Here is a 14,103-nt window from a genome sequence, read left to right on the forward strand (position 1 = left end):
CAGTAGCGATTCCGCGAGCAGTTGCGCACATCGCTCCCATGTGGGTACAGTGTGCGCATAGAGGAACGGCGTACGCGCCGACTGGAAGAAATTGGGAGCAAAACGATGTCGAACACTGTGAGCTGGGACGTGGCGGGCGATTGGAATGTCCGAGGGAGTTGGGGGACCGTGGACTCGTCCGGTCGCCGGTTCTCCGTCGCACGGTGGCAGGCGCGGCTCGATGAGCTGCGTGCCGCGCACCACGTACCCGGCGCATCGCTCGCCGTGCTGGTCGACGGACAGATCTACGAGATCGCCAGTGGCGTCTTGCACCGAGGAACCGGAGCGGCCGTGACGAACGACTCGGTGTTCCTGTGCGGCTCGGTCGCCAAGGTCTACACCGCGACGATGATCATGCGGCTCGTGGACCTGGGCAAGCTCGACCTCGACGCTCCGGTCGTCGGCGTGCTGCCCGAGTTCGGCACACCCGACCCGGAGGCGACGCGGCGGATCACGATCCGGCAGCTGCTCAGCCACACCGGCGGCGTGACAAACGATTTCAACCACGACACCGGCCGTGGTGACGAATGCCTCGCCGAATATGTCAGGGCTGCACGGGATGTCGCGCTGGACTGCGCGCCGGGAACGGCGATGTCCTACGGCAGCCTCGGCTACGTGGTGCTCGGTCGGGTGATCGAAGTGCTTACCGGCAAGACCTGGGATCAGGCGGTACACGACCTGCTCGCCACCCCGCTGGGACTCGGGCGTCTGGTGACCCTGCCGGAGCAGGCGCTGCGGTTTCGCGTCGCCATGAGCCACCTCGGCGAGCCGGGCGCCGACCCGGATCCCGCGCCGGAGTGGGACCTCATGCCCCGCTCGGTCGCGCCGGCCGCGCGGGTGATCAGCTCGGCGGGCGACATGGTCCGCTTCGCCCGCATGCACCTCGATGGTGGGCTCGCCGCCGACGGCACCCGGGTTCTTTCCGCCGAGTCCGTCACGGCCATGCAGCATCGCGAGATCGACGTCCCGGACAAGTGGACGGTCAGCGCCGACGGCTGGGGTCTCGGCTGGACCCTGTACGACTGGGACGGCGTCAAAGGATTCGGCCACGACGGCGCCGCAATCGGCCAGTACGCCTATTTGCGGGCGGTACCGGAGGCGGGGGTCGCGGTTGCTCTGCTCACCAACGGTGGTGGCGCACGCCAGCTGTACGCGGCACTGTTCCGCGAGCTGCTCGCCGAGTTGGCGGACGTCCGTATGCCCGACGCGTTCGGCCCGGCCGACCCGCCGGTCGCGGTGGACATCGCCCCGTTCGTCGGCACCTACCGGCGCGCCGGAGTTGTCATCACCGTCACCGAACGTGCCGATGGCACCGGCCACATGCGCTACGAATTCGTCGACGGCATGGCGGGCGTGTCGCCGACACTGAGCATGGAACTGACTCCGGTCTCGCCCACCGTGTTCGCAGCCTCCGGCGCAGGGCCGTCTTTCAGCGAGGACTACATGCCGGTCGTCTTCGCCACCCTCGCCGACGGCACCGAATGCTGCTACGTCGGCATGCGGGCTACTCCGAAGCAGTCAACCGAGACTGCCTGACCGCCGCCACCACGCCCCCTGCGCCGACCGAGCTGCGCAGGGGGTCGGTTACGTCTGGCTTGCGATACACCGGATGCGTTGCTGGACCGCATCCTCGGGGCTGATCCCGGACCAGCGATTTGTACCGCGGCCTTCGGGCTGTAGCGCACATCGAGCTGTCGCGCCGAGGGCGGAAACGCGCGTTCCTGACCGGTGCAGCCCGCCGCACATTCGCCACGAGCCCGCCGACGCGATGAGTTTCCTCGTTCGGTTGCGGGTTTCGCACGTGGTAGAGCTAACTTGTGGCGTGATGCTCTTGCGTTGCAGCAGAACACGTTTCACTGATCCGGCGACCGGTCCGGCTTTCGAATTACGTCACTTGTTGTTCACGCAATGTGGTGAGCGTTGTCTGCAACCTGTCAACGAGACAGACGTACTGTCCCTCTGTGCCTCGCACTGAATACCGAAAGTGTGTGTGCTCGAGCAACATCCACGGTGGCGGTTGACGAGGCCGAGCTCCTGATCTGTCCGACGAGTGACGACCTGCATCGGGGGTGACCGAGGACGATGAGTTCGAAATGGGATGAGGACTCTCATGCACACCTGCTCCGCGGCGGCGAGATTCGTCGCGTCGTCATGATCCACCTCGACAGTGCCGGGTTTCGACGGCGCCACACCTCGAGAATCGATCTGAACCAGATCTTCGATGAGTTGATCCGGTTGCGGCTGCGATTGGCCGATGTCGGACCGTGGCCGCGGCGCGCAGTCTGGCTGGCATTGATTCTGTTGGCGCTCTTCGTCTTTCCTGGTGCTGTGGGTGCGGTGGCCACCGCGCAGCAGCAGGCGGCCTCGGCCGGTAGTGCGTCCGAGGTCGACGGGCTGAGTTGGATGAACATCAAGGACTCGTCCGGCGTTCCACTGGCCAACTATCTGTTCGCCAGCGATCATGGCGGCCCGCTGAACCCTGGCGCCACAATCGTGTGGGCGGTGGTCGGTCTGGAGTTCATCGGCTACCTCGCCATTGTCACAACGGCGATTTGGTTGATCGGGTACGCGTTGAGTTTCCGGTGGCTGGACATGTTCTCCTCCGCGCTGCGCGGAGTGGCGGATGCGTTGACCGGCCAAGTGGCGACACCGTTGGTGTTGGTGACAGCTGCGGCGATCGGGGCGTTCTTCGTGGCGTGGTTCATCGTGCGGGGCTATCACGCGAAGGCCGCGATGCAGGTGGTGACGATGGTCGGGGTCGCGATAGTGGGGCCGGTGTTCCTGGCTGAGCCGCTGGAGGATGTGCTGTCCTCGCACGGCTTGCTGGCGCAGGGCCGCGATCTGGGTATTTCGGTGGCGGCCGGTTTGAATGGCAATGGCAACCCGAATCCGAACCAGTTGGTGGCGACGATGCAGGGGAATCTGGCCGATAATTTCGCCCGGCGTCCGCTACAGGTGTGGAACTTCGGGCATGTGGTCGACGAGCGGCCCGCGTGCCGGTCGGTGTGGTCGGCGGGCGTGCTGTCCGGTGACGACGACCGGGTGAAGAACGGTATGAAGGCATGCGGGGACGCGGCCGCGCACGCCAAGGCCGCGAACCCGAGTATGGGCCAGATCGGCACCGGGCTGATGTTGTTGGTCTGTGGCGGGATCCTGTTGTTGTTCGCGGCCTACCTCGGTATCAAGGTCATCAAGGCCGCCTTGGACACGATCTACCACGGGTTCATGTCGATCTTCGGGTTCGCCGCGGGCGGATTCGTCTACGGTCCGAGCCAGACATTCCTGGTCCGTAATATCGTCGACAGTTTCATCGCCGCCGCACGGATGACCGCCTACACCATCTTCCTCGGTGTCTATCTGCTGTTCATGGGCAACCTGTTCCAGCAGGCCCGCGGGCAGGTGATGGCGGTGATCGTCATCGCGGGCGCCGTCGAAATCATCGCGATCTCACAGCTGAAACGCCTCTCCCATAGCCTCACCAGCGGCAATGACTGGATTGCCAATCGATTCGCGCTCGCGGTGCAAGGCGGTCAGGTCAAATCCGCGAGTAGCGGTGGCGCGGCCCTCGGCATGGGCACGTCCCATGCCGCCAGCTCCGGCCGTGGGTTGGTTACCGGACTCGCGGCACTCAACACCATCAACTCCTCACCGGCCGCGGCATGGCTCGCCGCGGGAACGACCAACCCCCTCAACCCGCAGGCACGCGGACGCAGACGGATTGATCTGGCCAACGTCGAAATCGCACCGATGCGGCGGGAATCGCACATCTGGGGCCAGCTGGCCCGGACGAACTGGCGAGTGCTGGCCGTGGACGCCGCTGCCGGCTTCGGCGGAATGCGCACCGAACTCGGGGTGGCGAACGCACTGAAACGCTTGGAAGACAGCAAAATCCCCGACGCGCAGCTGCCCAGTGCCCTGATTTCTGCTGGTGGGAGCCGCGAACACGTCAGCAATGCGATACGGGCCCTGAGTACCCAGAAGTCGACGACGTCGCAGAGCCAGAATAGTTTCAAGCCACTACAGAAGGCCGTTGCGGCGGCACGCGCCGTGGAAAATCATGTGGACGACCCTGCACGCAGGGCCTTCGCCGCGCAGGCTGTGATCGCGGCGAACAGCTTCGCCAGAAACACCAGCGCGCCACCACCGGGTGCGCCCATCGATCACCGTTTCATCGAAACCGTTGAGCGGAACTGGCATTCGGACCGAGCGCTGCGTACCGCGATCACGCCTGATGAATGGAACGGCGTCGGTCGCGCCACGCGCTGGGAAATCGGGCAGCGGGTGGCGCGGATGCACCGCGATGCCACCCAGGCCTACCACGCCGATCAATCCGAGCTGAACCGTGCACGGCTGATGGAGTCGACCCGACGAATTTCCAACCTCGACCATATGGATCCCGGTGGTGGGCTCGACCCATGGGACGCGTGAACCGGCAGGGCCGTCAGCGGTAACGTCGGCGAGGTGACGCGACGAGGGACAGTGGCCCCAGGGGAGCTGCGGGCCGCGGTGGCGGCGGTGAGCACATGGCTGCGGGACGACACCGCACCGGCCCCCGCGCGCACCGAACTCGCGGCGGCGGTACGCACCACCGCGCGCACCCTTGCCGCGAACGCCCCTGGGCACTCGGTGGAGGTCCGCGTTCCCCCCTTCGTCGCGGTGCAGTGCATCGAGGGTCCGCGGCATACCAGGGGAACCCCGCCGAACGTGGTGGAGACCGATCCGCGCACCTGGCTGTTGCTGGCCACCGGCCTGCTGGAGTTCGACGCGGCGGTGAATTCCGGTGCGGTCAGCGCCTCCGGACGCCGAGCAGCCGAGGTGGCGCACTGGCTGCCGTTCGTCCGAGCCACCAGTGACTGACCCGCGAACGGAGCGAACCGATTGCGCGCTCCGCTGTGTCGACTGTTCGCTCGCTGCGCTCGCTCATGCCTGGACGCGATTGCCGCGGTGCAGTCCCTTGTGGTCGTAGAAGCGGGTGACCACAGCGCCGAACACCAGTCCGATCGCAAGGCCGAAGACCGCCATCCACACCCCGCGCGACAACCCCGCGTCGAAATCGGCATCGAAGTAGAGGATCGACCGCACACCGAGGAACACCTGGTGCATCGGCTCGAACGAGGCCAGCCAGCCGAAGTACTTCGGCGTCGCCTCGATCGGCACGGTGCCACCGGAGGAGGGCAAGCCGAGGATGACGAACAGGATCAGGTTCACCAGCAATCCCGCCGAGCCGATCGACGCGAGCATGGACAGCCCGGTCGCCCCCACCGCGATGATGGCCAGCGCGCTGTAGAGGTACAGCGCGAGCGGATGGTCGATCGGCATGTCCAGCAGCTCGCCGACGATCAGGAACACCGCCGAGACGATGTTCGCGGCCACCACCAGCACGCCCCACTTGATCAGCAGCGTCTTGAAGCGTGAGATCGGCGTTGGCGGATAGTGCACATACCACGGCCCGTATTCGGTGGGCACGAAACCGAGTTGGGCATCGATCATGGTGTGGATGACCATCGCGCCGACCACGCCGGCCAACAACAGCAGCAGCGCATAGAAGAATGCGATGAGGCCCTGCCCGGTGCCGTCGGGCAACGGATGGTACTGCTGCACCACCACTTGCACCGGCTGTGCGAGCGCGACCCGGGTGGCGCCGGATAGTTCGGGCGAGGGCGGGCTGCCCGGCCGCGGCGCGAGCTGGGCGTTCACCTGATCAATCAGCTGCTTGCCGACCTGCTTGTTCACCTCGGTCAGCGCCTCGTTGCCGACCCGGAGCACGATCTGGGTGCCGAACGCTCCGGTGCGCGGGTTGGTCTGCAACGTGATGATCGGCCGCTGGATGTCCCCGGGTATGACACTGCCCACACCGAGAATGCCGAGCCGCTTGCTGAAATCGCTCGGGACGACGATCGTGCCGTAGACCTGCCCGGACTGCATCTGCCGCTCGGCCTCGTTGATGCTGATCACCCGCAGATCGACCTTGTCGGACGGCACGCCATGCGCCAGCGCGTCGGTGATCTGGTTGCCGAAGTTCACTTGCCGCGGCTTGTCCGCGGTCCCGATGGTGTCGCCGACATCCTGGTTCACCAGCGCGATCGGGAAGTCGTGCAGGTTCTTTTCCGGATCGATGACGTAGTCGAGATACATGATGCCGAGCAGTGCCGTCAGTAGTGTCAGCACGCCGATCGGGGCGAGCACCATACGAGCCCAAGGTCTGCGCACTGCGGCCGCGGCCGACCCCGTCCTGCCCGTGTCGTCCGTAGTCGTCACGGTGCGCACGGTAACAGTTGTGGGTGTCGGAAATCTGTAGGTATACCGGGCGGATTGCTGCTCGGATGCGGTGGCGGTGATCGTCCGCGGGCATTCACCCGTAGAATGAAATCTGCCCCCAGCCCGCCCGAACAGGGAGCAAACGGTGACCAACGCCGAATTGCCGGTCGACAGCATTTCCGCCACCTCGCTTACCGCCGCCCCGGACGTGGACGAGAACGAGCCACGCGAGGAGTGTGGTGTGTTCGGAGTCTGGGCGCCGAGTGAAGAAGTGGCGAAGCTCACATATTACGGCCTGTACGCATTGCAGCACCGTGGGCAAGAGGCAGCGGGCATCGCGGTGTCGGACGGGTCGCAGATCCTCGTATTCAAGGATCTCGGTCTGGTCAGCCAAGTGTTCGACGAGCAGACGTTGGCCGCCATGCCGGGCCACATCGCCGTCGGTCACTGTCGCTACTCCACCACCGGGGGAGTGACCTGGGAGAACGCCCAGCCCATCTTCCGCACCACCGCGGTCGGTTCCGGACTTGCCTTGGGACACAATGGCAATCTGGTCAACACTGCCGAATTGGCAAGCCGCGCAAGAGAGCTCGGCCTGCTCGCGGCCACCGTCCTGCACGGGCGTCCGCAGCCCGCCGCGGCGACCTCGGACTCGGACGTGATGACCGCGCTGCTCGCGCACGCCGCGGCGGACTCCAGCATCGAGCAGGCCGCCATGGAACTGCTGCCCACCCTGAAGGGCGCGTTCTGCCTCACCTTCATGGACGAGCACACGCTGTACGCCGCGCGCGACCCGCACGGTGTGCGGCCGCTGTGCCTCGGCAGGCTGGAGCGTGGCTGGGTCGTTGCCAGTGAGACCGCCGCGCTGGACATCGTCGGCGCCGCGTTCGTGCGCGAGATCGAGCCGGGTGAACTGCTGGCGATCGATGCCGATGGCGTGCGCTCGATGCGCTTCGCCAACCCGGAGCCGAAGGGCTGCGTCTTCGAGTACGTGTATCTGGCCAGGCCGGACAGCACCATCGCGGGCCGCTCCGTGCACGCCACCCGGGTGGAGATCGGTCGCCGCCTCGCGAAGGAGCATCCGGTCGAGGCGGATCTGGTGATCCCGGTGCCGGAGTCCGGCACCCCCGCCGCCGTCGGCTACGCACAGGGTTCGGGTGTTCCCTACGGCCAGGGACTGATGAAGAATGCTTACGTCGGGCGTACCTTCATCCAGCCGAGCCAGACCATCCGTCAGCTGGGCATCCGGCTCAAGCTCAACCCGCTGCGCGAGGTCATCCGCGGCAAGCGCCTGATCGTCGTGGACGACTCCATCGTCCGCGGCAACACCCAGCGCGCGCTGATCCGGATGCTGCGTGAGGCGGGCGCGCTGGAGATCCACGTGCGGATCGCCTCGCCGCCGGTGAAGTGGCCGTGCTTCTACGGCATCGACTTCGCCTCGCGGGCGGAGCTGATCGCCAACGGCGCGGGCACGGAAGGCAGCTTCGAGGACATGGTCGAGGGCGTGCGCCGGTCGATCGGCGCCGACACGCTCGGCTACATCTCCACCGAGGGCATGATCGCCGCGACCGAGCAGCCACGCTCCCGGCTGTGCTGCGCGTGCTTCGACGGCGACTACCCGATCCCGCTGCCCACCGAGGCCGCTATCGGCAAGAACGTGCTCGAAGGCATGCTGACCGGGCAATCGGAGTCAACGTTGCTGAGCGAGAACGCGAATGCGAGCGCGCTGAGCCGTCCGTGAACGCGCCAGGACATCGCAGGTCTGTCCCCAAGCGGGGACCGAGGCCGATTCGGCGACGCTTCGCTTCAGGGCGATGAACGAGCAGGGTGGTCGTGGTCGCGTGCTGCGGGCGCCGCGGCAAGAGTGCACGCGACGTCTGGTGGCGGCCGGTGCCCGACCAGTTGGAACAGCGCCCCCGCCGGGCCAGGATACCTGGACTGTTCAGCGCGAATATCGCGGACTGATGGCCCGCATTACGGTTCGCTCCGCCGGATTGTCAAGAGGGTGAGCCAACACCGGTGCGGGGTCGTTATCCGACTCCGGTAGCGTGAGCAGGCATCTATCCGCCGATTCGGTTTGGAGCTCTCCCCGATAATGACTGAACAGACCCCCAGTGGTGGTGCCTCGTACGCCGCGGCCGGCGTGGACATCGAGGCAGGTGACCGCGCAGTCGAGTTGTTCGGACCATTGGCGAAGAAGGCGACCCGGCCCGAGGTGCAAGGTGGCCTCGGAGGTTTCGCCGGACTGTTCGCGCTGAAGGGAGGCTACCGGGAGCCGCTGCTCGCGGCCTCCACCGACGGCGTCGGTACCAAGATCGCGGTCGCGCAGGCGATGGACAAGCACGACACCATCGGCTTGGACTTGGTCGCGATGGTGGTGGACGACCTCGTGGTATGCGGCGCGGAACCGCTGTTCCTGCAGGACTACATCGCCATCGGCAAGGTCGTACCGGAGAAGGTCGCCGAACTCGTCTCGGGCATCGCCGAGGGTTGTGTGCGCGCGGGTTGCGCGCTGCTCGGCGGTGAGACCGCCGAACACCCCGGCCTGATGGACTCGGACGACTACGACCTGTCCGCGACCGGTGTCGGCGTGGTCGAGGCCGATGCGGTGCTCGGCCCGGACCGGGTCCGCCCCGGCGACGTCGTGATCGCGATGGGGTCCTCCGGCCTGCACTCCAACGGCTACAGCCTGGCCCGCAAGGTGCTGCTCGACATCGACCGCATGTCGCTGACGGGGCACGTCGAGGAATTCGGCCGCACCCTCGGCGAGGAGCTGCTCGAGCCGACCAGGATCTACGCCAAGGACTGCCTCGCGCTGATCGCCGAGACCGACGTGCGCACCTTCGCACACGTCACCGGCGGCGGGCTGGCGGCCAACCTGGCCAGGGTGCTGCCGCCCGGCATGGTGGCCGAGCTGGACCGCGGCACCTGGACCCCGGCGTCGGTGTTCAAGATGATCGCGCAGCGCGGCCGGGTGGAGCGGGCCGAGATGGAGAAGACATTCAACATGGGAGTCGGCATGGTCGCTGTCGTCGCCCCGGAGGACGTCGACCGGGCGCTCGCCGTGCTGACCGCGCGGCACATCGAGTGCTGGACGCTGGGGACGGTCAAGAAGGCCAAGGACGCCGACGCGGTTCGCGCCGTACTGATCGGTGAGCACCCCCGGTTCTGACAGGGGTGGAAGACACATCAGAGTCCCGCATCGGATGATGCGGGACTCTGATGCGTTGCAAGCCTTTTCGGCGCCAGTCCGTCAACCCGCGACAACGCTCGAAGGGGGAGGCCCGTCGGCCTCCCCCTTCAGACGTTCATCCGAGTCAGCGGCGCCAGTCGTCGTAGTCGTCGTCCTGTTCCCAGCGGGACATGGATTTGTCCGCGTCGTGCTCATCGGACAGCACATCACCACTCCGCTCGGAGTTGGGGCTTCCGGAAAGCTCGCGCTGAAGGCTCGTGAAGTCGGTCGACGGCGAGCTGTACTTCAGCTCGCGCGCGACCTTGGTCTGCTTTGCCTTAGCCCGGCCACGGCCCATGGCTGACCCCCTCGCGTCACTGCGGGGCGGCCTGGGGTTTGGTGGCGGCCCCGTTCGAATTAATACTCTTCCTGACAGACACTTTAGCGTGTGTCCGGCGGTCTCGCTTCCATGAGTGGGTGAAGATCTCCGGAACCGTCGCCGTTTGCCCGGTTGTCGCCCCGGGTGGAATCGCTATACGACCCCGGGAATAGCGCGGATCACACCGACTCGGGCGCCGCCGCCGAGCACCGCGGGGGCCGCCAGCTCGGCGTGCGCATCGGTCCAATCGACCCCCAACCGATGCAAAATGGCCAGCGTCAGCGGTATTCGGGCCCGGTCGTGGCCGTCTTCGATCTTGTATGCGAAAGCAGATCCGTCCGGCAGCGCTCCTGCGTGCACACCGTCCGCGCCGATCTTGCAGACCAGGCCGGGGGTGGCCTGCATGGCAAGAAGATCGGGCCCGTTCGTGCCGGAAATCACTCGCGGATGGGCTCGGATGGCGTCGGCGACCTGGCGCTCCGGGTCGCCGGGTGCGGCCGTTGCCATGGTCGCGAACACCCGGGCCAGGTTCACCAGCGAGACCGGAATGATCGGCAGCCCGCAGCCGTCGATGCCGAGATCGGTCTCCGGCTCGCCGGTCAGATCGGCGATCGTGGCGATGATCGCCTGCTGCAGCGGATGAGCCTCGTCCAGGTAGCCCTCGGTCGGCCAGCCGTTGATCGCGCAGGTCGCGAGCATCGCCGCGTGCTTGCCGGAGCAATTCATGTAAATGCGGCGCGGTTCCTGAGCGCCGGTGAGCACGGCCGCGCGGGCGTGCTCGTCGAACGGCAAGTCGGGCGGGCATTCGAGGGATTTCTCGTCGAAGCCGAAGCGCTCGAGCAGTCTGCGCACCAGGGCGATGTGGGCCGGCTCGCCGTAGTGCGAGGCGGTCGCGATGGCCAGCTCGGCGTCGTCGACCGGTTCGAAACCGTTCCGCAGCAGGGTGATCGCCTGCATCGGCTTGTTCGTCGAGCGCGGGAAGATCGGCAGGTGCACCTCGCCGAGCGCGACGGTCGGCTCGCCTGCGGCGTCGAGCACCACCACCGAGCCGCGGTGCACGCACTCGCGGAAGCCGGAACGGACGACTTCGACCAGTTCCACACTCACAGTTGCGCTCCCGTGCCGAGTTCGTCGGTACTGGTCGCCGCGTCCCGGCGGGCGGCGGCCAATGTGGCGGCAGTATGCCTGCGCGCGTGTCGTTCGACCTGCGCACGCACGTCGTCGGAGATGGTCGGTTCGTCGGTGAGCAGTATCGCGAGCAGGTCGGGATCGGCGCCGGTGAACAGGTCGCGGACGGTGACGCCGTGCGCGGGGACGTACACCACCGACACCTGGTCACCCGCGCCGATGGTGCCCTCGGTGAGCACCCGCAGATAGGCGCCCGTGTCGCTGCGCAGCGTGAACCGCTTCACCCACTGCTGTTCTCCGCTCCACTGCTGGAATGTTGCGCAGGGCACGCGCGGCGCGCTCACCTCCAGCAAAGTATCGCCGATAGACCAGCGCGCGCCGATCACCGCGTCACTGACGGCGAGCCCGGTGATGCGGAGGTTCTCGCCGAACCAGCCCGCGGGCAACTCCCGGCCGAGTTCCACGCCCCAGCTGTGGGCGTCGGCGTCGGAGTAGGCGTAGACGGCCTGGTGCACGCCGCCGTGATGCTTTGTGTCGCAGACGTGATCGCCGTCCAGGCCGAGGGTGTGCACCGCGACCCGGCCCGGTACCGGACGCTTGTCGATCGCGGTGCGACCGACCCGGCCAGGCGTCTCCAAGTCGGCGTGCACCACGCACACCGCAAGGACTTCTCCGGAGTCACCGACACGCATGGGCACCGCTCCTCTCGTAGCTGATCGAGAGTTCGCCGCTGCGCGGGTCGGGATGTCGGTGGGAGTCGAGCGGCCCGCGTCGATCGGTTGTCATCGGTGGGTCAGCGCCCGCGCAGCCGGTCGACCGCCATCCGGCCGGCCTGCGGTGCGTCGTCGATAGGAACCGAATCGGGATCGATGGCCGCCGCGACCTGGCCGGCGGACAGCGCGGTGTCGGCTGGAACCGCCCGCTTGATCAGGGCGAGCGCGATCGGGCCGAGTTCGTAGTGATCGACCACCGTGCCGAGTCGGCCGACCGTGCGGCCGCCCGCGGTGATGTCGTCGCCGGTGGCCGGGCGCTCGTCGGCTGAGCCGTCCAGATGCAGCAGCAACAGCTGCCGCGGTGGTTTGCCCAGGTTGTGCACCCTGGCGACGGTCTCCTGGCCGCGATAGCAGCCCTTGTCGAGATGGACCGCTCCGTGTTCGGCTACGCCGCCGATCCAGTGGGCCTCGTGCGGGATGGTCCGCTCGTCGGTGTCGAGTCCGATCCGGGGGCGCACCGCCGCGACGCGCAGCGCGTCGAAGGCCCACATGCCCGCAGGTGTGGCGCCCGCCGCGGTGAGCCGGGTCCACAGGTCCGACAGTTGGTCGCGCGGGATCACCAGGTCGAAGGAGTCCGCCGTCGGCCACGGCATCCGGCGTAGGAAGCCACCTCCTGGCAGCGGCGTCGCCTCGTAGACGCTGGGAAGGGCGGCGACGCCGAGCGCCTCGGACAGGTCGGCGATCCGTGGTCCGAGCAGACTCAGCACCGCGTGGTCGGTTGCCTCGACGGGTTGGGCGTCGGCCCAGAACACCATTCTTTGCAGGAAGGCGAGCAGGTCGGACCCATGCTCGGCCTCGGTGTCGATCCAGACGGTGGCGTCCAGTTCGGTGAGCACGAAGTGGTGCAGCACCCGGCCGTTCAGGTCGAGGTCCAGGTTCTCCGCCGACCGTCCGTCGCCGAGGGCCGCGACATGTTGACTGGAAATGGTGTGCAGCCAGGTGAGCCGCTCCGCGCCGGTGATGCGCAGGACGAAGCGATGTGAGCGGTCCACGATCGCCGCGCGCTCGACGGCGGCGCGCTGTTCACCGAACGGATCACCGTAGTGCCACGCGACGGCGGCATCGGGCGAACCCGGTGCTCCCGCGACGGCTCCCGACGCGCTGAGGATGGGGCTGGGCGCTGCGACCACGGACACCTTTCCCACTCTAGGCGCGGTCGGAACGCCGTGTGTCAACTGGGCTGTCGACCTGGTTTTCGACATAGCGGATCGGAATCGGGCGAGCATTGCACCCGGCCGCGTGCTGAACCTGGATAAAAGGTGCTGCGAACTCGGCCATGCGATGGGCATGGTTCGCTCGCACCGCCTACGCTCTTCCCATGGTGGATCGAGTTCTTGTCACACTCGATGGCGTGGTCCGAGATTCGGACGCGCCGTTGTTATTTGCGGACGATATCGGCGTATTGCGCGGCGACGGTGTCTTCGAGACGGTGCTGCTGCGCGCCGGGAACGCGTGCGCGATCGAATTTCATCTAGGCAGACTGCGTCGCTCCGCGCAGGCGTTGGATCTGCCCGAACCGGAGCTCGGGAAATGGCGGGAGGCGATCGAGACCGCCGCGAAGGAATGGGGCAGCGAGCGCGAGGGGCTGATGCGGCTGGTGCTCACCCGCGGCCGCGACTCCGCCCTGTCCGGCACGCCTGACAAGGTGAAGACCGGTGATCTCGCGGCCGCCGTTCCGGTGCCCACGGCCTTCGTGCTGGTGCTTCCGGTTCCCGATCGGGTGGAGAAGGCCCGCACCGAAGGCGTTTCCGTGGTGACGCTGTCTCGTGGCATCTCGATCGACCTCGCCCAGGCGGCACCGTGGCAGCTGCTCGGCGCCAAGACGCTGTCCTATGCGAGCAACATGGCGGCCCTGCGGTTCGCCGCGCGGATGGGCGCGGACGACGTGATCTTCACCAGCACCGAGAACCGGGTGCTGGAGGGCCCGCGGTCCACGGTGGTGATCGCGCGCGACAAGCAACTGATCACACCGCCCGCCAAGAACGGCGTGCTCCCCGGGGTCACCCAGCGTGCCCTGTTCGTGCAGGCCGAGAAAGCGGGCTGGGAATGCCGCTACCACTCGCTTTTCACAGCCGATCTGCTGACCTGCGACAGCGTTTGGATGCTGTCGAGCATCTCGCTCGCGGCGCGGGTGAACTCGCTGGACGGACTGCGGATGTCCGCGCCGGACAACGCCGAGGAGATCATCGAGCTGGTGGATCGCGGCATCGAGCGAGCAGGAGCGATCGGCGACTGGTGACTGTTCCGCCTCTCCGGGTCTTTAGGCCGTACTAGTCGGGTGACGCGGGATTCGCGTTCAGGTCCTGCGTTGGGTGCTGCTCGAGTACTGGGCGTACCCGTCGAGCTACCCATGT

General features: G+C 67.0%; 11 protein-coding genes. 6 read left to right on the plus strand and 5 right to left on the minus strand.

The annotated features are described in order from the left end of the window. The first annotated feature begins 105 nt into the window (after positions 1 to 105). From OHB12_RS27840 to OHB12_RS27850, 3 genes are all read left to right on the plus strand, one after another. Positions 106 to 1,575 (plus strand): serine hydrolase domain-containing protein, encoded by a 1,470-nt coding sequence (locus tag OHB12_RS27840; protein WP_327112176.1) that lies wholly within the window; start codon positions 106 to 108, stop codon positions 1,573 to 1,575. 546 nt (positions 1,576 to 2,121) lie between these two features. After that, positions 2,122 to 4,467 carry a hypothetical protein gene (locus OHB12_RS27845; RefSeq protein ID WP_327112178.1) on the plus strand — a complete coding sequence of 782 codons (2,346 nt, stop codon included), beginning with the start codon at positions 2,122 to 2,124 and terminating at the stop codon, positions 4,465 to 4,467. A 51-nt stretch (positions 4,468 to 4,518) separates the two neighbouring features. Further along, on the plus strand, positions 4,519 to 4,896 hold the full coding sequence (locus OHB12_RS27850) for a sterol carrier family protein (RefSeq protein WP_327112180.1): 378 nt from the start codon (positions 4,519 to 4,521) through the stop codon (positions 4,894 to 4,896). A 63-nt stretch (positions 4,897 to 4,959) separates the two neighbouring features. On the opposite strand, the gene OHB12_RS27855 is transcribed toward OHB12_RS27850, so the two are convergent. Further along, positions 4,960 to 6,228 carry a YhgE/Pip domain-containing protein gene (locus OHB12_RS27855; RefSeq protein ID WP_327121554.1) on the minus strand — a complete coding sequence of 423 codons (1,269 nt, stop codon included), beginning with the start codon at positions 6,226 to 6,228 and terminating at the stop codon, positions 4,960 to 4,962. A 214-nt stretch (positions 6,229 to 6,442) separates the two neighbouring features. Between OHB12_RS27855 and purF the strand changes: the two genes are divergently transcribed. Beyond that, the gene (purF, locus tag OHB12_RS27860) at positions 6,443 to 8,038 is read left to right on the plus strand and encodes an amidophosphoribosyltransferase (protein WP_327112182.1); all 1,596 of its coding nucleotides are present in this window, start codon (positions 6,443 to 6,445) and stop codon (positions 8,036 to 8,038) included. A gap of 354 nt (positions 8,039 to 8,392) precedes the next feature. Then, a complete protein-coding gene (gene purM / locus OHB12_RS27865; RefSeq protein ID WP_327112183.1) occupies positions 8,393 to 9,469 on the plus strand; it encodes a phosphoribosylformylglycinamidine cyclo-ligase in 1,077 nt (358 codons plus the stop codon). Between the two features lie 145 nt (positions 9,470 to 9,614). Here purM and OHB12_RS27870 read toward each other — a convergent pair whose 3' ends face one another. The 4 genes from OHB12_RS27870 to ygfZ form a co-directional block, all read right to left on the minus strand. After that, positions 9,615 to 9,827 carry a DUF3073 domain-containing protein gene (locus tag OHB12_RS27870; protein WP_327112185.1) on the minus strand — a complete coding sequence of 71 codons (213 nt, stop codon included), beginning with the start codon at positions 9,825 to 9,827 and terminating at the stop codon, positions 9,615 to 9,617. Between the two features lie 174 nt (positions 9,828 to 10,001). Further along, complete coding sequence (locus OHB12_RS27875) at positions 10,002 to 10,955, minus strand: asparaginase (protein WP_327112186.1); 954 nt, start codon at positions 10,953 to 10,955, stop codon at positions 10,002 to 10,004. Further along, positions 10,952 to 11,668, minus strand: coding sequence for an MOSC domain-containing protein (locus tag OHB12_RS27880; RefSeq protein WP_327112188.1), 717 nt, complete (start codon positions 11,666 to 11,668; stop codon positions 10,952 to 10,954). Before OHB12_RS27880 ends, OHB12_RS27875 begins: the two co-directional genes overlap by 4 nt. A gap of 101 nt (positions 11,669 to 11,769) precedes the next feature. Next, on the minus strand, positions 11,770 to 12,885 hold the full coding sequence (ygfZ, locus tag OHB12_RS27885) for a CAF17-like 4Fe-4S cluster assembly/insertion protein YgfZ (RefSeq protein ID WP_442799866.1): 1,116 nt from the start codon (positions 12,883 to 12,885) through the stop codon (positions 11,770 to 11,772). A gap of 182 nt (positions 12,886 to 13,067) precedes the next feature. Between ygfZ and OHB12_RS27890 the strand changes: the two genes are divergently transcribed. Next, positions 13,068 to 13,988 carry an aminodeoxychorismate lyase gene (locus tag OHB12_RS27890; protein WP_327112192.1) on the plus strand — a complete coding sequence of 307 codons (921 nt, stop codon included), beginning with the start codon at positions 13,068 to 13,070 and terminating at the stop codon, positions 13,986 to 13,988. The last annotated feature ends 115 nt before the right edge of the window (positions 13,989 to 14,103 follow it).

It is taken from the genome of Nocardia sp. NBC_01730 (assembly GCF_035920445.1).
Taxonomy (GTDB): Bacteria; Actinomycetota; Actinomycetes; order Mycobacteriales; family Mycobacteriaceae; genus Nocardia.

Excerpts from the sequence above, each read along its gene's own strand:
- OHB12_RS27880 (WP_327112188.1), bottom strand. The coding sequence starts at position 11,668 with ATGCGTGTCGGTGACTCCGGAGAAGTCCTTGCGGTGTGCGTGGTGCAC.
- OHB12_RS27870 (WP_327112185.1), bottom strand. The coding sequence starts at position 9,827 with ATGGGCCGTGGCCGGGCTAAGGCAAAGCAGACCAAGGTCGCGCGCGAG.
- purM (WP_327112183.1), top strand. The coding sequence starts at position 8,393 with ATGACTGAACAGACCCCCAGTGGTGGTGCCTCGTACGCCGCGGCCGGC.
- OHB12_RS27845 (WP_327112178.1), top strand. The coding sequence starts at position 2,122 with ATGAGTTCGAAATGGGATGAGGACTCTCATGCACACCTGCTCCGCGGC.
- OHB12_RS27840 (WP_327112176.1), top strand. The coding sequence starts at position 106 with ATGTCGAACACTGTGAGCTGGGACGTGGCGGGCGATTGGAATGTCCGA.
- OHB12_RS27890 (WP_327112192.1), top strand. The coding sequence starts at position 13,068 with ATGGTGGATCGAGTTCTTGTCACACTCGATGGCGTGGTCCGAGATTCG.
- OHB12_RS27855 (WP_327121554.1), bottom strand. The coding sequence starts at position 6,228 with ATGGTGCTCGCCCCGATCGGCGTGCTGACACTACTGACGGCACTGCTC.